17 protein-coding genes are annotated in these 17,921 nt (G+C 67.0%); 6 read left to right on the top strand and 11 right to left on the bottom strand.

The features are described 5' to 3' along the window. Window positions 1-21 precede the first annotated feature (21 nt). Window positions 22-297: a hypothetical protein gene (locus EEB18_RS14950; RefSeq protein ID WP_056346123.1), complete on the top strand. Its 276-nt coding sequence runs from the start codon at window positions 22-24 to the stop codon at window positions 295-297. Window positions 298-528: 231 nt separating this feature from the next. Here EEB18_RS14950 and EEB18_RS14945 read toward each other — a convergent pair whose 3' ends face one another. Genes EEB18_RS14945 through EEB18_RS14935 form a run of 3 tightly spaced genes read right to left on the bottom strand, consistent with a single transcriptional unit; the run spans window position 529 to window position 3,285 of the window. Then, window positions 529-1,758, bottom strand: coding sequence for a kynureninase (locus tag EEB18_RS14945; RefSeq protein WP_187142388.1), 1,230 nt, complete (start codon window positions 1,756-1,758; stop codon window positions 529-531). After that, on the bottom strand, window positions 1,755-2,663 hold the full coding sequence (locus EEB18_RS14940; RefSeq protein ID WP_262407943.1) for an alpha/beta hydrolase family protein: 909 nt from the start codon (window positions 2,661-2,663) through the stop codon (window positions 1,755-1,757). Before EEB18_RS14940 ends, EEB18_RS14945 begins: the two co-directional genes overlap by 4 nt. 10 nt (window positions 2,664-2,673) lie before the next feature. Beyond that, window positions 2,674-3,285 (bottom strand): GNAT family N-acetyltransferase, encoded by a 612-nt coding sequence (locus tag EEB18_RS14935; RefSeq protein WP_056346121.1) that lies wholly within the window; start codon window positions 3,283-3,285, stop codon window positions 2,674-2,676. Window positions 3,286-3,453: 168 nt separating this feature from the next. On the opposite strand from EEB18_RS14935, the gene EEB18_RS14930 reads away from it, so the two are divergent. The 4 genes from EEB18_RS14930 to EEB18_RS14915 all read left to right on the top strand — a co-directional run bounded on the left by EEB18_RS14930 (window position 3,454) and on the right by EEB18_RS14915 (window position 8,793). Next, entirely contained in the window at window positions 3,454-4,707 is a 1,254-nt protein-coding gene (locus EEB18_RS14930) for a hypothetical protein (RefSeq protein ID WP_187140648.1), read from the top strand. Further along, window positions 4,704-5,030 (top strand): hypothetical protein, encoded by a 327-nt coding sequence (locus tag EEB18_RS14925; RefSeq protein WP_187140647.1) that lies wholly within the window; start codon window positions 4,704-4,706, stop codon window positions 5,028-5,030. Before EEB18_RS14930 ends, EEB18_RS14925 begins: the two co-directional genes overlap by 4 nt. Before the next feature lie 197 nt (window positions 5,031-5,227). Next, window positions 5,228-8,272 carry a patatin-like phospholipase family protein gene (locus tag EEB18_RS14920; protein ID WP_187140646.1) on the top strand — a complete coding sequence of 1,015 codons (3,045 nt, stop codon included), beginning with the start codon at window positions 5,228-5,230 and terminating at the stop codon, window positions 8,270-8,272. 26 nt (window positions 8,273-8,298) lie between these two features. Then, window positions 8,299-8,793 (top strand): hypothetical protein, encoded by a 495-nt coding sequence (locus tag EEB18_RS14915; RefSeq protein WP_187669010.1) that lies wholly within the window; start codon window positions 8,299-8,301, stop codon window positions 8,791-8,793. A gap of 18 nt (window positions 8,794-8,811) precedes the next feature. Here EEB18_RS14915 and lepA read toward each other — a convergent pair whose 3' ends face one another. From lepA to EEB18_RS14895, 4 genes are read right to left on the bottom strand one after another with little or no spacing between them, the layout of a single operon-like run. Beyond that, a complete protein-coding gene (gene lepA / locus EEB18_RS14910; RefSeq protein ID WP_187140644.1) occupies window positions 8,812-10,632 on the bottom strand; it encodes a translation elongation factor 4 in 1,821 nt (606 codons plus the stop codon). A 44-nt stretch (window positions 10,633-10,676) separates the two neighbouring features. After that, window positions 10,677-11,561 (bottom strand): transposase, encoded by an 885-nt coding sequence (locus EEB18_RS14905; RefSeq protein WP_187140643.1) that lies wholly within the window; start codon window positions 11,559-11,561, stop codon window positions 10,677-10,679. Next, the gene (locus EEB18_RS14900; RefSeq protein WP_187140642.1) at window positions 11,549-12,529 is read right to left on the bottom strand and encodes a HEAT repeat domain-containing protein; all 981 of its coding nucleotides are present in this window, start codon (window positions 12,527-12,529) and stop codon (window positions 11,549-11,551) included. Before EEB18_RS14900 ends, EEB18_RS14905 begins: the two co-directional genes overlap by 13 nt. A 52-nt stretch (window positions 12,530-12,581) precedes the next feature. Continuing rightward, entirely contained in the window at window positions 12,582-12,728 is a 147-nt protein-coding gene (locus EEB18_RS14895; RefSeq protein ID WP_156377623.1) for a hypothetical protein, read from the bottom strand. A gap of 176 nt (window positions 12,729-12,904) precedes the next feature. Here EEB18_RS14895 and EEB18_RS14890 point away from each other — a divergent pair, with 176 nt between their 5' ends. After that, window positions 12,905-13,855 (top strand): beta-propeller fold lactonase family protein, encoded by a 951-nt coding sequence (locus EEB18_RS14890; protein ID WP_187140641.1) that lies wholly within the window; start codon window positions 12,905-12,907, stop codon window positions 13,853-13,855. Window positions 13,856-14,081: 226 nt separating this feature from the next. Here EEB18_RS14890 and EEB18_RS14885 read toward each other — a convergent pair whose 3' ends face one another. The 4 genes from EEB18_RS14885 to argH are packed head-to-tail and all read right to left on the bottom strand — an operon-like array spanning window position 14,082 to window position 17,766. Next, window positions 14,082-14,849 (bottom strand): bifunctional precorrin-2 dehydrogenase/sirohydrochlorin ferrochelatase, encoded by a 768-nt coding sequence (locus EEB18_RS14885; protein WP_187140640.1) that lies wholly within the window; start codon window positions 14,847-14,849, stop codon window positions 14,082-14,084. 4 nt (window positions 14,850-14,853) lie between these two features. Next, complete coding sequence (gene lysA / locus EEB18_RS14880; protein WP_187140639.1) at window positions 14,854-16,113, bottom strand: diaminopimelate decarboxylase; 1,260 nt, start codon at window positions 16,111-16,113, stop codon at window positions 14,854-14,856. A gap of 18 nt (window positions 16,114-16,131) precedes the next feature. After that, window positions 16,132-16,392, bottom strand: a complete 261-nt coding sequence (locus tag EEB18_RS14875) for a hypothetical protein (RefSeq protein WP_187140638.1) — start codon at window positions 16,390-16,392, stop codon at window positions 16,132-16,134. Between the two features lie 3 nt (window positions 16,393-16,395). Continuing rightward, complete coding sequence (gene argH / locus EEB18_RS14870) at window positions 16,396-17,766, bottom strand: argininosuccinate lyase (protein WP_187140655.1); 1,371 nt, start codon at window positions 17,764-17,766, stop codon at window positions 16,396-16,398. Window positions 17,767-17,921: the final 155 nt, after the last annotated feature.

Here is a 17,921-nt window from a genome sequence, read left to right as displayed (position 1 = left end):
CAACCACGGGAGTCACCGACTATGCGTAAGATCCTCATTACCCTCGCCGCCACCTCGGCCCTCGCGCTCGGCGCCTGCCAGAGCCCGGCCGCCGACAAGGTCGAAGACCAGGCCGAAGCCAAGGCCGACGCGATCGACGCCCAAGCCGACGCGATGCCCGAAGGCGCCGCGAAGGAAGCGACCGAAGCCAAGGCCGACGCGGTCGAAGCGGCGGGCGAAGAAAAGGCGAACGCCATGGACGACAACGGCGAAATCGCCCCGTCGGAAGTGCCCGGCGCGACGCCCGAAAAGAAATAACAGGGCTGCCTCCCCTAAAGGGCAGGGTGAAGGGCGCCGGATCGATTCCGGCGCCCTTTGTCGTGTGCGCGATTTTTTCGGACAATGTCCGGACCTGTGACGCGCGTCACCGCGCCGTGCCTCCGCGCCGGCTAAACGGGTCATGTGGACGGGGGCACCGCCCGACCGGCCACCGCTACACCCTCCCGCCGCCGTCTTGCGACCCGCGGCGGCGGGAGGGACTAGCCTCCATCACGTCACCGCCGCCCGCGCCCGATATTCCGCCCGGTCCCACGCGCCCGTCGCGATGACATCGACCAGCGCCTCGCCGGCGCGCCACACCGCCTCATGGCTCAGCGTCAGCGGCGTCAGCCCGAATCGCGCGACGTCGGGCGCACGGAAATCGCCGACTATATCGCGCGCGATCAGCGCCTGGACGATGGCATGGGCCTCGGGATGGCGGAAACTGATATGGCTGCCGCGCGCTGCGGGGTCGCGCGGCGTGACGCATTCGAGCCCCGCCCGCGTCCCCGCCGCGAGCAGAATATCGAACAGCGCCGCCGACTTCGCCTCGACCGCCGTCAGATCGGCGCCCTGCCACAGCCGCAGCCCGGCCTCGAGCGCGCCCATCGCCAGCATCGGCGGCGTTCCGGTCAGCCAGCGCTCGATCCCGTCGGCGGGCACATAACCGTCGGCGAAACCAAAGGGCGCGGCATGCCCCATCCATCCCGACAGCGGATTGGCCAGTTCCGCCTGCCAGCGCGCCGTGACGAACAGGAACGCCGGCGCCCCCGGCCCGCCGTTCAGATATTTATAGCCGCAACCGACCGCCAGATCGGCACCCGCGCCGTTCAGGTCGACCGCCACCGCCCCGGCGCTGTGGCTGAGATCCCACAACATCAGCGCCCCCGCCGCCTGCGCCCGCGCGGTCCACGCCGCCATGTCGAAGCGCGCGCCGCTCTTGTAATGGACGTGGGTGAGCAGCAGCAGCGCGGTGTCGTCGCCCAGCGCCTCTGCCACCCCGTCGCGCGGCACGACGCGCAATTCGGCGCCCGCGACGCAGCCGACCGCGCCCGCCGCGATATGCAGGTCGGTCGGGAAATTGCCCGCCTCGCTCACCACCACCCGCCGTTTCGGATCGCGGCGCCCCGCTTCGCGCAGGCCCGCGACGATCAGCTTGAACAGGTTCACGCTCGTCGAATCGCACGCGATCACCTCGTCGGTCGCGGCGCCGATCAGCGGCGCGATCAGCCCGCCGATCCGCGCCGGCGCGTCGATCCACCCCTCGTTCCAGCTGCGGATCAGCCGCTCGCCCCATTGCCGCGTCACCATGTCGGCGCTCGCCGCGACGCTGTCCGCCGGCAGCATGCCCAGCGAATTGCCGTCGAGATAGATCAGCCCTTCGGGCGCCGCGAAGCGCGCGCGCAGCGGCGCCAGCGCATCGCCCGCGTCCATCGCCCGCGCCTCGTCCAGCGTCGTCATGGCGCCGCCATCCCCAGCGCCTGCAGGATCGCCGCGCGCTGCTTGCCCCAGCTGACGCTGTCGGGCGCGATCAGTTCGACATGCCCTTCGCCCGGGGTCACCGCCATCGTCACCGTCCGCCCGCGCTTCGCCATCGCCGCGATATAGGCCGCCCCGGTCGCGGGCGGGGTGATCGGGTCGCGGTCGTTGTTGAACTGCATCTCCACCGCGTCGCCCACCGGCATTTCGGGCGGCGAGGTCCGCACATACTCCCCCCGCGCCATCGCCGCCGGCGCCTCGGCCCCGCACCCATGGCCGCGGCTCGCCGCGCCCGCGCGCAGGTCGGGCAGTCCGCCCTGGCTGATCGCGACGTCGATTCGGATCGGGTCGGCCCCGCGCAGCGCATCGTCCGCCGCCAACCCCGGCCGCCGCGCCAGCCACAGCGCCAGGTGCCCGCCCGCGCTATGCCCGATCGCGATCCGCGGCGCGTCGGTCTTCAGCCGATATTTCGCCCCCGCGCGCGCGAACAGATCCGCCGCCGCGCCGACATCCTGATAGGTCCCCGGATAGCCGCCGCCGCGATCAACGCCGCGATATTCGATGTTCCACACCCCGACGCCGTGCAACCGCAGGTCGTCGGCGATCCAGTTCATGATGTCGCGCTCCGCGACCGCGGTCTGCCAGCACCCGCCATGGAGCATGATCACCGCCGGAAACGGCCCCTCCCCCGTCGGCACCCAGACATCGACGACCTGCAACGCGTCCGTGCCATAGGACAAGCTCGCGTCGGGCTTCGGCTGCGGCCGGTTCAGCAAATCGCCCCACCCCATGATCGGTTTCTGCATCGCCGCGCCCTCTTCCGTCGCCGCGGGCGCCGAGCAGCCGACCAGCGCCGCCGTCAGCATCGCCATCGCGGTCATCCGCATCGTCACCCCCTTAACCCGCGAGCTGCGCGAACACATCCTGCACCCCCTGCGCCGCACCGTCGGAGCGCAGCGCCGCCAGCGCCGCCGCGACGTCGAGCCGATAGTCGGCGACCCCCGCGCTCTCGCCCTTCCACGTCGCGCCCAGCGATTTGACCAGATGCCGCGCCGCGCCATTCTCCGACAGCACATGCAGGTCGAGCGCCTCCAGCCCCTCCGCGCGGCAATCGATCAGCAGCGCCGCGGTCAGCATCCGCCCCAGCCCCTGCCCCTGGAACGCGTCGGCCACCGCGACCGAATATTCGCCCACCGGCCCGTCGTGGCGGTCGCGCACCGCATGCACCGCGCCGATCGCCGGCTCGCCCGCGCACTCGGTACAGATCGCGCCCCAGCCGATATGGTCGTGCCCGTCGACATCGACCAGCCGCTCGATCACCGGCTCGGGCAACACCGCCGCCGGCGAGAAAAACCGCAGATAGCGCGACTCCGCCGACAGCGTCGCGATCCCGGCGCGCAGTAACGGCGCGTCGTCGGGGGTGATCGTGCGCAGGCACACCGCGGTGCCGTCGTTCAGCCGGCTGTGCACGACGATGTCGGTCAGTGCCTGCCGCTGTCCCTGTGCCATCGCCGTCTCCGCTGCCGCGCCTGTCTGCCAACCTAGGCCGCGCCGCCCCCGCTGGCAATCGCCGCCCCGTTCCCCCGCCCCGCACGCCGAAACGGAAAAAACGCTTTCCTATTTTATTCCTATATGGTTCGTTATGCGAATCACACGAACCGAAAGCGAGTCTCACCGATGACACAGGAAATCCTCCCGCCGCTCCCCGCCGATCCCGCCGCCATGTTCGACGACGAAGACTTGCCCGAAGAGCTCGCCTTCACCCCCGTCGCGCGTCACGGCAAACCCTGGACCGGCATCAACGCCCAGAAACAGCGGATCTTCATCGCCCGGCTCGCCGCGACCGGCGCGGTCAGCATGGCCGCGAAGGCGATCGGCCACAGCAGTTCGGCGCTCTACCAGCTGCGCAAGCGCGACGGCGCCGACAGCTTTGCCGCGGCGTGGGACCGCGCGGTCGATACGGGCGCGCGCCGCGTCGCCGACCTGCTCATGGAATATGCCATCTATGGCGTCCCCGAAACGCTGTCGAAGGAGGGCCGCGTCATCCTCGAACGCCGTCGTCCCAACATCCGCGCGATGCAGCATATCGCCGCGAGCCGCTTTCCCGAGGGTTTCGGCGCCAACCTCAACCCCGTCGACGGCCCCGACACCGCGGTCCCGCACAGCATCCGCCGCCTGCGCGACAAGTGGCGCGCCGAGTGGGAGGCCGAGCGTCAGGCGCGGATCCAGGAAAACAACGGCAACCAGAACCGGCAGGAGACCGACCTCGACGATCGCCTGCGCACCATCCGCACCGCCTATCAGCGCCGCATTTCGCACGACCCGGTCAAGCGCGCCGCGTGGGACATGCTCACCGGCCCCGGCACCGATTGGGACGCGGTGCAAAAGGCCGACGCCTTCCTCCACCCGCAAAAGCATGAGTGGCACATGCACCACCCCGACATGATCGTCCCGCTCGCCGCCGGCGCGGGCAATATCGACTGGGAGGCGGAGGAAGGCGGCGACCTGTCGCACGTCGAATGGCACCCGCCCGCCGAAGACCCCGACGGCAGCAAGGGCCAGACCGACGAAATCTGGTTCGGCCACTATGGCGACCATATCGTCGAGGGCGCCTATGGCGAAAGCAACCTTCTCGACGGCACGATCACCCGCGGCGACATGCGCCCCGTCGCCCACACGGTCCGCGAACGCGCCGAGGCCTGGCAGGCCGCGCGCCCGCCCGTGCTCGACCGCCCCTATGGCATTCCGAAAGCGGACCATATGCGGGGCGGCACCACCCTCAAGGACCGCGACGCCACCCGCCGCCGGGTCGAGCGCGACATCCGGCAGCTCGAACGCGAATATGCCGCCGCCTACAGCGACGAAAGCTGGGCCGCATGGAAGGCGGGCGAGGTCGGCGGCGGACCCCCGGCCGAAGGCGGCGACGCATGAGCCTCGAACAGGAGCTGCACGAAGGGCGCCCCCACCCGGACCGCCCGGCCCGCTTCGGCCGCAATGTCGCGATCGAATGGATCCAGCCGCCCGAACCCGCGGGCGGCTGGACCGACCTCGCGCACATCGAGCCCCAGCCGGTCCAGACCTGCTACTCGGTCGGCCGCCTCGTCCACGACGACGATTGCGTGAAGATCCTCGCCGGATCGGCGATGATCGTCGGCGACGACCAGCACGTGATGCTCAGCGGGGTGATCGAGATTCCGGCGCGGTGCGTGGTGCGGATTGTGCGGTTGGTGGAGGTATCCCCTGAAGTTTCGTAGCTGAACGAAGCTTCGGCGAACGCAGCTCCGAACAAGACCTCTGACAACTGTTGTCGTTGAGTTTGGTTCTGGAAACGAAATCGACATCGACATCGCAGATCATCTATTGAACGCGAATTGGTTGAAAAAAAATTGGACAGCCGCGGACAAGCATGAAACGATTATAAATCGCGATTCGACGCTTGATGGTGGGGGCCATGAGCAGATCTAAAATCCGAAAATTGCCAGAGGCCGAAATGCTATCAAACGAGCGTACTGCTCTGTTTGGTAAGGACGGAGTGCCCAAATCTTCCTTCGCGCTGTGCTTTTCTGGTGGAGGAATCCGCAGCGGGACTTTCTGCCTTGGGGTGTTGCAGGGCTTGGCACGCAAGGGCCGAATCAAGGATTTTCACTACCTCTCCACCGTTTCGGGCGGCGGATATGCGGGTAGTTGGTTATCGCGCTGGCGCGGCGAGCCCGGGTTCGACTGGGAAGAACTCAAAAGCAGCGGCGGCAACGGTGGGGGCGGGCAGGTCGAACCGATCCACCCGATCCGCCGCTTGCGCAGCTTCAGCAATTACATGTCGCCATCGTGGGGCGTGTCGCTTGATACGCTGACGGTGTTCACGATTTTCGTACGCAATTTGATATTCAACCTATTAGTCTGGATTCCTCTGCTGTTGGCCGTTGCGACGGTTCCGTATGTGCTGATCGGATTATGGGGCGCCTTCGCACAGGTCCCGGGGCTGGAATCTTGGCGGCCGGCGTTAAGCCTCACGTGGATTGCGCTAGGCGTTCCGGCGCTGCTGGGCACAGGTTGGGTGATGTTATCGCTGGCAGTACTGGGCGGATTCAACGTCACAGAAGGAACGCGCGAGAAAATTTCCCGCTATGCGGCCGTCGCACTGATCGCGGCAGTCAGCTGGATATTTGTGTTTGGGGTGCTGATCTATTTACCGCGACTTGTGCTTGCTATCGTTTCCGGAAATGACTTCGCGCACTGGCTCAGGGATATCGGCTTGCACGCAAAACAGGCCGATTCTGCGAATCTGGGCGCGGCAGGTATTGGTGGCGGACTGCTCGCCGCGCTGGTGGGAATGATCGGCTTCTGGAGCCGCAATGGTGCGCGGATCAGGCGCGAAGCGCAAAGCGCGTTTGACAGGCTTGGCGCCCAACTATTCAACTTGACGGGCGCGGCGGCGGTGCTGGCTATTCTCGTGGCGGCCGCCATTGCGGTCAATACCCTGTTCGGTCGGATTGCCACCTGGAGGGAATTGCCGGCTCCCCGGTCGATCGACTGGGTCGAAGCGTTTGATCATGCGCTCTGGCTCGATAACGGATCATCGCCGTCGCAACTACTAATTTCGCTCGCGGTCCTTGCCGCCTTCCTCGGCATCGCGGTCGTCATTTCATTCTTCGTCGGCGCCAACCGGTTTTCGCTCCACGCAATGTATGGTAACCGCCTGACCCGTGCCTACCTCGGCACCGCGCGCAGCGTACGCAATCCTGATCCTTTCACCGATCTCGATCCCGCCGACGACGTCGCACTCGCGCAGTTGTTCCCTAGCCAAAAAATGCCGGATAGCGATCGACCTGTCCTGTTTCACGTCGTCAATATGACGCTCAACCTGACGCGCAGCTCGCCTGACCGGCGCGACTGGCAGGAACGCAAGGCGGCGTCCTTCACAGCGACCGCACTGCACTGCGGCTCGGCCTGCACCGGCTATGCCGACACCGAAGACTATGGCGGCAAAGCAGGCACGGAGCCAGACAAGCAGGGCGGGCTCACGCTGGGCCGCGCGATGACCATCTCAGGCGCGGCGGCGACCCCCAATATGGGCTATCACAGCGCTCCGTTTGTCACGATGGTGATGACCTTCTTCAACGTGCGGCTGGGCTGGTGGCTGCCACATCCCGATGCGCCCGAAGATCAGGCGCGCGAGGAAGAGCCGAAGGGTCGGCTGCTGCATGTCGTCAAGGAAGCACTGGGTTTGGCCGATGACAAATCGTGGCTATACCTGTCCGATGGTGGCCACTTTGACAATCTCGGGCTTTACGAGATGGTGCGGCGACGGTGCCATCGGATCGTGGTGATCGACGGGACCTGCGACGGCGAATTCAGATATTCGGACCTGCACAACGCAATTCGCAAGGCGCAGGTCGATTTCGGGGTACGGATCGACCTGCCGCCGACGCTGCCGGGTCAACCGGGGCCGGGCCAGAACCAGCGAGTGGTCGTGGGGCGGATCGGCTATTCGGCGCTCAACGAGGGACTCGTCGATGGCGAGATCTACTGCGTGAAGCCGATCCTGAACGGCGACGAACCGCCCGCGCTGACCCATTACGCGCAGACCAGCCGGCGTGGCGGGCAGACCTTTCCGCACCACAGCACGCTCGACCAGTTCTTCAACGAGACGCAGTTCGAAAGCTATCGCCTGCTCGGCGACGTGTCCGCTGAGGACCTGTGCGACGCGATGGACAGCTATGGCCGGGGCGCGATGCCGACGCCGGTCGAGATCGAAGACCTTGAAGCCACCGTGGCAAAGGTCCAGGCCGCCTATCCGCTCTCGCGCGGCGAACAGTTGGTGTCGCGCACGGCGGGAACTCACCCCGACGAATACTCGATGGCGATCGAGGCCACGCCCCCACCCCCCGCCGCGCGCGGCTGGAACGGCTTGGTCGCCGCTGTCGAAGCGATGAGCACCGCCAAGCTGATCACGAGCACCGTCGTGACCGCCGGTCTTGTCAGCGCGGGTTTGACGGTCGGCGACGAAGCGGCACGCAAGTTGCGCGATGCGCTCCAGATCGCGCCCGCCAAGGTCAGCATCGATCCGGTCGAGTTGAAGCTGTCGAAGGAAGCGCAGGATCTCGCCGCCGACGGCATTAAGATTGGCCTCGCCCCCGAGGCGCTCGTCAAGCTAAATGATATCACCGATCGGCTGACCGTGGAAGTGACACGGCTTTCGAAGATGACGCCTGGAGCCGGGGGCGAGACCGGTCCCAACTTGGAACTCGAGGCGCAAATCGTGCGGCTCAAGGCGCTGATCGACGAGTTTCCTAGGCCCGTCGGCGGCGGCAATGGTACGATCTTTGTGCCCGACCACAGGGAAGCCCTCAATGCTCTCACCACAGCGGTGACCGAAGCGAAGAACATGAGCAACGACGACTACAAGAAATTGCTCGGCCAAATTGCGATGCTCAAGGCCTCGATCGCCACGGAAATCCGGGCCGCGAGTCCAAAGCAGAATCCGAGTTCGCGATGATCCGGTATCGCAGATATACCGCCCTGATGACCTCGGCCACAGCGCTTGCGCTCGCAGGTTGTACCAGCGTCCCGCCGCTGCGCGCCGCCTGGTATCAAGCTAGCGAAGCAAAAGGCAGAAGCGTCGAGACCGGGCCCTTTGTCATCGCGGTACAGAATTACGGTCCCGACACATTGGAAATTCATGGCATTGCGCTCAACCGACCGGGTAAGAAGGACGGGATCCACAGCATCGCGGATTTCAAGGGAGTTCCGGATGGTACCCCAGTCAAGCTGGTTCACAAAGGAGTTCTCACGGTCGAGCTGGCGAAGGACGACGTGCCCCCCTGCACTCTGCCGGTGGCCGTGTATATATGGTCCGGACCAAGAAAGAAATTTCACGAGATCGCTTTGGGCGGCCTGCCGACTTTCCTTACCAACAACTTGATGAAATGCCGCGCCGATGCTTGGCGCGCCGGGATCGCGACCCGCACGAAAGAGACAGCCGAGTCCGCTATGCAAACACCCGTTCCACCGAACTAAGCGCCTGCTGCGACCTGACTACTCCTCCCCCATCCGCAGCGCCGCGATAAACGCCTCCTGTGGGATGTTCACATTCCCATATTCCCGCATCCGCTTTTTACCCTCTTTCTGCTTTTCCAGCAGCTTTTTCTTGCGGGTCGCGTCGCCGCCATAGCATTTGGCGGTCACGTCCTTGCGCAGCGCGGCGATGGTTTCGCGGGCGATCACCTTGCCGCCGATCGCGGCCTGGATCGGGATCTTGAACATGTGGCGCGGGATCAGGTCCTTCAGCCGCTCGCACATGCCGCGGCCGCGCGTTTCGGCGGTGCCGCGGTGGACGATCATGCTCAGCGCGTCGACCGGCTCGTTGTTGACGAGGATGCTCATCTTGACGAGGTCGCCGGGGCGGTGGCCGATCTGGTGATAGTCGAAGCTGGCGTAACCGCGGCTGATGCTCTTCAGCCGGTCATAGAAATCGAACACCACCTCGTTGAGCGGCAGTTCATAGGTGATTTGCGCGCGGCCGCCGACATAGGTCAAATTCTTCTGCACCCCGCGGCGGTCCTGGCACAGCTTCAGGATCGGGCCGAGATAGTCGTCGGGCACGTAAATCACCGCCTCGATCCACGGTTCCTCGATCTCGTCGATGCGGTTCGGGTCGGGCATGTCGGCGGGGTTGTGGAGCTCGATCTCCTTCGCCGCCTCATTCTTGGTATGGCCGAGCTTCAATTTGTACACCACCGACGGCGCGGTGGTGATCAGGTCGAGGTCGTACTCGCGGGTCAGCCGCTCCTGGATGATCTCGAGGTGCAACAGGCCGAGGAAACCGCAGCGAAAGCCGAAGCCCAAGGCCGCGCTGCTCTCCATCTCGAAACTGAAGCTCGCGTCGTTGAGCCGCAGCTTCTGGATGCTCTCGCGGAGCTTCTCGAAGTCGTTGGCGTCGGTCGGGAACATGCCGCAGAACACGACGGGCTGGACTTCCTTGAACCCCGGCAGCGCCTGCGCCGCGGGTTTCTTGGCGTCGGTCACGGTGTCGCCGACGCGCGCCTGCGCGACGTCCTTGATCTGCGCGGTGATGAAGCCGATCTCGCCGGGGCCGAGTTCGGTCAGCTGCTCGATCTTGGGCGTGAAACAGCCGACGCGGTCGATCAGATGGGTGGTGCCCGCCTGCATGAACTTGATCTGCTGGCCTTTTTTCAGCACGCCATCGATCACGCGGATCAGGATGACGACGCCGAGATAGGGGTCGTACCAGCTGTCGACGAGCATCGCGACGAGCGGCGCATTGGCATCGCCCTTCGGCGGCGGGATGCGCGTGACGATCGCCTCCAGCGCTTCCTCGATGCCGATGCCGGCCTTCGCGCTGGCCAGCACCGCGTCGTCGGCGGGCAGCCCGATGATGTCCTCGATCTCGGCCTTCACCTTGTCGACGTCGGCCGCGGGCAGGTCGATCTTGTTGATCACCGGCACGATTTCATGGTCGTGCTCGATCGACTGATAGACATTCGCCAGCGTCTGCGCCTCGACCCCCTGCGCCGCGTCGACGACCAGCAGCGCGCCCTCGCACGCCGCCAGGCTGCGCGACACTTCATAGGCGAAGTCGACATGGCCGGGCGTGTCCATCAGGTTGAGCTCATAGGTCTCACCATCATGCGCCTTGTACGACAGGCGCACCGTCTGCGCCTTGATGGTGATCCCGCGCTCCTTCTCGATGTCCATGTTATCAAGGACTTGCGCCGACATCTCACGCGCGGTCAGCCCGCCGGTGAACTGGATCAACCGGTCGGCGAGCGTCGACTTGCCATGGTCGATGTGCGCGATGATCGAGAAATTACGGATATGCGAAAGAGAAGTTGTCATGCCGCGCCGTTAGCAGCGGAAAGCCGCGCTGTCAGCAGCCGAAGCTACAACCCCAGCCAGCGCGTGCAATCATCGCGCACCCGTGCGTCGCGATCGTACAATCCGCGTTCGAGCACCGCCGCGCGGGCGTTGCCTTCTTCAACCGCCGCCAGCGCCGCGATGGCGTTGGCGCGGACGCGCGGCACCGGGTGCACCTTCGCGAACTGCTCGGCGATGTCCTTGCCATTGTCGGTCAGGTGCACGGCGCAGCGGAGCAGCATCTCGGCCTGGGTCAGCGTCGGGCGGCGCGCAATCGTCCCGCTTTCCAGGTCGACGATATATTGGTCGCGCCAGGGGATATGCTCGCCTTCCTCCATGATGTTGAGGCTGACCGAGAGGTTTGTCGGTGGGAGCTGGCTGTGGATATCGCGGTGAGCGCGGTACAGCATCATCCTGCCTTCGCTCAAGCTGCTGCGCTCGACGAAGCGGAGGTTCAGCGGCTCGCCTAGGCAGCCGTCGACCGCTTCGGGGTCATAGTCATAATAGTCGCTGATGTAGCCGGGTCCCCAATAGCCGGTGGTGAGGAAGCTGAAATTATGGTCGTGCGGCAGGCCATAGGCGAAGACCGCCGCGCCGCTGGCGGTGTAGGCGGCATCGGTCGCGGCGGGCCAGAGATTGGCGCGGAGGAAATGGCCGCGCGGGCTACGGTGGAGCAGAAAGACCTGCGCCGAATAGCGGCTGAGTTCGAGCTGGCCGGCGAAGCTCGCCTTGAGTTCGGCGATGACGCGGTCGGCGAGGAAGTCGCGGTTGCGCGCGAGCCCGGCGAGGAGGTGGGCAGCATGGGCGAGACTCGCTTCGTCGCTGAGGTCGACGCCCGTTTCGTCGAGCCGGGCGGTGACGTCTTCAAGGTCGAGTACTCCGCCGGCGGGTGGGTCGATCAGGCGAGGCATGGGTCGGAAACCTTTGGCATGAAGAGCGCCAGTGTCGCCACGGCGGCGCGGCGGACTTCGGGGTGCGGGTCGCTGGTCGCCATGTCAGCGAGCCGCGGCCGCGCGGTCGCCGGGTCGAGCGCGACGAGATCGCGCATCGCGCTCCAGCGGGCGGCGAAATCTTCGGCGAGCGTGGCTTCGACGAACAGTGGGGCGGCGTCGCGGCGGTCCATTTCACGGAGCAGGGCGAGCGCCATGGCGCGGAAGCTGCTGTCGCGGCGGGAGGCGGAGAGGTGGGTTAGGCGGCGGCTGACCAGTTCGTAGGTGCGCATCGGCAGCGGCGACGGCGGCTGCACCGCGAGTTCGAGGAGCAGGACGTCGCCGGTCGCGCCGGCGATGGTGAAGCTGGTGCGCGCGGTGTCGAGATCGAGCATGTCGCCGGCGACGAGCGCGCGCGGCGGGTCGCTGCGACAGGGCGACGCAGCGGCGGCGGTGAAGGCGCCGCCCTCCTCGGCGGCCGAGAGCGGGACATGGTGGAGCGTCAGCCGCGCGCCGCCCGCGGCCAGCACGCGGATCGCGGCGCGGCCGGGCACGAAGAGCGCGGTCGTCGGAGCCGCCGCCGCCTCGAATGGCAGCAATTGCAGCGACAGGCGGATCGCGCCGCATTCGGCAAGCATCAGACCGCCCGGTCCGCCGCCCCCGCCGACGATGCGCAGCGGCGGCCGGGCAAACGGATCGGCGGCGAGCAGGGCAAGCGCCTCGGCCAGCCGTACCCCGAGCCAGCGCGGGTCGGCGAGCCATGGGCGGAGGCGCACGATGGCCTGGTCGGGTTCGGCATCGCTCGCGGCGGCGAGCGCCGTGAGCAGGCCGGCGGGCGCCGTATCGGCCGCCCGCCATCCCGCGGCGAGATCGCTCGCGGTGGCACGGATCGCAGCGGTGCGCAGGGTATCGGCGCGCGGATAATGATCGTGACGGGACGGGACGGGCATGGCGCGGTCACCGAATGCGGGCGCGGCATTGAAGCGCGCGCCCGCGGCCCGGTCAGTCGTAGATGATCAGCACGACGGTGACCGACACCTCGAAGACCGATGGCCCCGAAGACGCGGTCGGCGCCGCGAGCGAGCCGAACAGCCCGACCGCGGTGTCGAGCAACGGTATGGCGTCGATGTCGATGGATGGCAGGTTCATAGCTTCGCTCCCCAGTCAATGGCGGCGCGGATCGGCCGCCGACGGATGGTGCGAAGCAGGCGGAGCCGACGCCAGTTAACTTATCGTAATATGGGAGTAAGGCCGTTCGTCGAAGCGCGGTTGCCGCCACCGGCACGGCGCCTAGGATGGCCGCGACAGCCACCGGGAGACGCTCCATGCGCCACGCCATCACCGTCCTTTCCACCCTGCTGCTCGCCGCCGCGCCGGTTGCGGCCGAAACCTTGCTGATCGGCAACAAGGGCGAGGATACGCTGAGCCTCGTCGCGCTCGACACCGGCGCCGAACTGGCGCGCCTGCCGACCGGCAAGATGCCGCACGAGATCGCCATCTCTCCCGACGGCAAGCAGGCCGCGGTGGTCGCCTATGGCGCGACGACGATCGACGTGTTCGATGTCGCGGGGCGCAAGAAGTTGCGGACGATCGACCTCAGCCCGAACCAGCGGCCACACGGGCTGGTGTGGCTGTCCGACGGGCGGCTGGTCGCGACGGCGGAGGCGAGCCAGTCGGTCGCGGTGGTCGCGCCCGACGGCGCGGTGACCTCGATTGCCACAGGGCAACAGGGCACGCACATGATCGTCGTCGCGCCCGACAATCGCACGGCTTACACCGCCAATATCGCGTCGGGCACGGTCAGCATACTCGATTTGAAGGACGCGAAAAAGCTGCGCGACCTGCCCGTCGGCGGCAAACCCGAGGGGCTGGCGCTGGCGAAGGGCGGGCGCGAATTGTGGGTCGGCGACCTCGAAGCGCCGCGGGTGTCGGTGTGGGATGTCGCGACGGGCGAGAAGATCGTCGAATTACCCGTGGATCCGGTCGCGATACGCGTGCTCGCCAGCCCCGACGGCAGACTGATCGCGACGAGCAATATCGGCGCGGGAACGATCAGCCTGTTCGACGCCGAAACGCGCGCGCCGCTCAAGACGATCAAGGTATCGGGCGAGCAGGAAAAGGGACAGGTGACCCTGTTGTTCAGCGCCGATTCGAAGCGGCTTTACGCGGCCGAGACGGGGCACGACATGATCGCGGAAATCGACGTCGCGAGCGGCGAAGTGCTGCGCCGGATCGCGGCGGGCAAAAATGGCGACGGGCTGGCGATCGCGCCATAGCCAAGGGCCGCTGTTCTGGACATAGAAGCCGCCGAAAGCCCTCTCCCCTTGAGGGGAGAGGATAGCGCAGCTTGCTCCGTCAGGAGCTAGTGAAGCTTGGAGAGGGGAACGCAGCCAAACCCCTCTCTACTTAGGCTAGCCAGCAAGCTGGCAAGCCTGCGTACCTCTCCCCTGAAGGGGAGAGAGCAATATGGCCACAACCCGTCGTCAGCGGCCAACCCGATATCTAATAGTCGAGCCAGAGCGACAAGCCTGGCGGCGGGGTCTTCGGCCGGGCGTCAATGGCGTGCCGCACCGCGTCGGCCCGGGCGCGAGCGAGGATCGCGACGGGTGCGTCCGCCGGATGGAAGATATGATCGGCCTCGCCCAGCAGACGTGCGGCGCGCAGGGTCAGGTCGTCGGGGTTCGGGCTGGTCAGCACGATCGTTTCGAGGCGGCTTGACGGGAGGGTCGTGTCGCTGGCGAGCCAGGTTTCAACCCCGTCCACCGCATCGGCCGCGAGCGGATCGAGCACACCGCCCTGCGCCAGCGCCGCGTCGATCGCCCGGCGGCGGTCGGCGGCGGCCGGCCAGCGCGCCTTCATCGCATCGCGCGCGGCGTACAGCGCCGACGCCAGCGCGCCCAGGCGCGCGGGCAACAGGGCCTCGATTCGCTGGCGTACCGCCTTCGCGAGCCCCGCCGACGCACCGCCCGTCCCGATCGCGATCGTCACCGGCGCGCGATCGACGATCGCGGGGGTGGTGAAATCGCACAGATCGGGGCGGTCGACGACATTGACGAGCAGGCCGCGCGCGCGCAGCGCTTCGGCGGCGACGCGGGCTTCGGCATCGTCGGCGAGCGCGACGAAAGCGATCGTCGCGCCGGCCTCCCACACCGGCACGATCCGCCCGCCCGCGCGGACAATCAACCGCGCCTTGGCATCGGCAGCCTCCCCTTCCCCGACCAGCACGACCGTGCGGCCGCGCAGGTTGAGGAAGATGGGAAGCTGCTCCACGGCCTCAGTCGATCCAGTCGGGCACGCGTTCGGCGGCCATGATCGTGCCCGCCGCGATACGGTCGGCGACGACGGCATAGCGGTCGCCGTCGACGAGTACCTCGGGAACGAGGCTGCGGCTGTTGTAGGTCGACGCCATCGTCGCGCCATAGGCACCCGCGGTGCGGAACACCGCGAGGTCGCCCGGCTCGACCTTGTCGGTCTCGCGGTCGCGCGCGAAGGTGTCGCCGGTCTCGCACACCGGTCCGACGATCGACGCGGTCATCCTTTCGCCCGACGGCTTCACCGCAACGAAGTCATGGTAAGCATCATAGAGCGCGGGGCGCGCGAGATCGTTCATCGCGGCATCGACGATCACGAACGGATTGGCGGCGCCGGGCTTGACCCACAGCACCTCGGTCAGCAGCACCCCGGTGTTGCCCGCGATCACCCGGCCAGGTTCGAACATCAGCGTGACGTCCCAGTCGCGGGTCACGCGCGCGACCATCGCCCCATATTCGGCGGGGCTCGGCGGATTGTCCTCGGCCTTGTACGGCACGCCGAGACCGCCGCCGAGATCGACATGGGTGATGCTGTGGCCGGCGGCGCGCAGTTCGGCGACGAGCTGGCCGACGCGTTCGAAGGCGGCTTCGAGCGGGTCGAGGCTGGTGAGCTGGCTGCCGATATGGACGGCGATCCCGCGCATGTTGAGCCCCGGCAGCGCCGACAGCCGCGCGAAGATTTCGGGTGCGACGTCGATGCCGACGCCGAACTTGTTCTCCGCCTTGCCGGTCGAAATCTTGGCATGAGTGCCCGCATCGACATCCGGATTGACGCGCAGCACCGCCGGCGCGGTCATTTCCTTGGCAAGCGCGATTTCGGCGAGCGCGACACCCTCGGGCTCATGTTCGATGTTGAACTGGCCGATACCGCGGTCGAGGCCCTGCGCCAGTTCGGCGCGCGTCTTGCCGACGCCCGAGAAGACGATGTCCTCGGCCGCCATGCCCGCCGCGAGCGCGCGTTCGAGTTCGCCGCCCGACACGACGTCGGCGCCATAGCCCTGCCGCGCGAGCACGCGCAGCACGCCGAGGTTGGGGTTGCACTTGATCGCGAAGGCGAGGTGCTTCCTGGGCACATCCTTCAGCCCGTCACGAAACGCCTGCGCATGGCGCTCCAGCGTGGCGCGCGAATAGACATAGACGGGGGTGCCGATTTCCTCGGCAATGCGCGGCAGCGGAATATCTTCGGCGTGCATCACGCCGTCACGAAGGTCAAAATGGTTCATTGGAGAAAGTCCTGAAACTCAGCCCGGAGGGGGCAAATCAAAATCGTCGGGTTCGCGCTGTTCCGACCGTTTGAGAAGTTCGTCGCTGCGCGCGGGCCGGGCCTGCGCGTCAGGCGTCGTGAGTTCCTCCGTGGTTGGTTGTTTCTTGGCACCGACGGGCAGCGGCGGCGGGGCCTGGCCAGCGACGGGCTTCAGGTCCGCCTGCTTGCCGCAGGCGCCGAGCGCCGCGACGCAAACGGCACCGGCCGCGAGCAGTGCGAGGGCTTTCGCCGTTGCCATATCCTAATCCTCCAGCGCGGCGCGTGCCGCTGCGATGGCCTGCCTTACCCGTTCGGGTGCCGTGCCGCCATAGCTGGTGCGGCTGGCGACCGATGCCTCGACGGTCAGCGCCGCCAGCGCCGCGGGCGTCACCGCGGCATGGATGGCGGCGGCGTCTTCGGCGGGCAGCGCCGACAGCTCAACGCCGAGTTCCTCGGATCGTTTCACGCAGGCGCCGACGATATGATGCGCCTCGCGGAACGGCACCCCCGCCTCGCGCACCAGCCAGTCGGCGAGGTCGGTCGCGGTCGAGAAGCCCGACGCCGCGAGCGCGCGCATGCGGTCGGTGCGGAAGGTCAGGGTCTCGACCATGCCGGTCATCGCCGCGAGCGACAGCGCGAGCGCGTCGAACGCGCCGAAGACGGTTTCCTTGTCGTCCTGCAGATCCTTCGAATAGGTGAGCGGCAGGCCCTTCACGATCACGGCGAGGCGCTGGAACGCCCCGAGCAGCAAGCCGGCCCGCCCGCGCACCAGTTCGGCGGCATCGGGGTTGCGCTTTTGCGGCATGATCGAGCTGCCGGTCGACCAGGCGTCGGGCAGGCTGATGAAGCCGAAGGGCTGGCTCGCCCAGATGACGATTTCCTCGGCGAGCCGCGACAGATGAATCGCGGCGATCGAGGCCGAGGCGCAAAACTCCAGTGCGAAGTCGCGGTCGGACACCGCGTCGATGCTGTTCGCCATCGGGCGGTCGAAACCGAGCGCAGCGGCGGTCGCAGCGCGATCGAGCGGGAAGCTGGTGCCCGCAAGCGCGGCGGCGCCAAGCGGCGATTCGTTGAGCCGCTTCGCCGCATCGGCGAAGCGCGACCGGTCGCGACCGAACATCTCGACATAGGCGAGCAGATGATGGCCAAGCGTCACCGGCTGCGCGACCTGCAGGTGGGTGAAGCCCGGCATGATGCTGGCGGCATGTTCGTCGGCGCGTGCGAGGAGCGCGGTCTGGATCGCCTTCAACCCGTCGTCGATGCGCGCGCAGGCGGTGCGCGTCCAAAGACGGAAGTCGGTCGCGACCTGATCGTTGCGCGAACGCGCGGTATGGAGCCGCCCGGCGGCCTCGCCGACGATCTCCTTCAGCCGCGATTCGACAGTCATGTGAATATCTTCGAGCGCGAGGTCGACGGGCACGCCGTTCGCCGCGAACTCCTCCGCGATCTGCGCGAGGCCGGCGTCGATCTTCGCCGCATCGTCGGCCGCGATGATCCCGGCCGCGCCGATCATCGCCGCATGCGCGCGGCTGGCCGCGATATCTTCTTCCCACAGGCGCTTATCGACGGGGATCGACGCGTTTATCTCTTGCATGATCGCCGCGGGAGCGGCACCGAAGCGGCCGCCCCACATGCTGTTGCTGTTCGGAGATTCCGCCATCCGCCGCGTCCCAAGCCTTGTCCCTGCAATCCTCGCCGTGTTTCTGGCCGGATCGATCGCGGGCTGCGATAGGGAAAAGGCTGCGGGGGAGCAAGCGGGAGCGGGCCAAGCAAATGTTTCGGGCGCGC

Source organism: Sphingopyxis sp. OPL5, assembly GCF_003797775.2.
Classification (GTDB): domain Bacteria; phylum Pseudomonadota; class Alphaproteobacteria; order Sphingomonadales; family Sphingomonadaceae; genus Sphingopyxis.
This window is presented reverse-complemented; position numbering and strand designations above follow the sequence as displayed.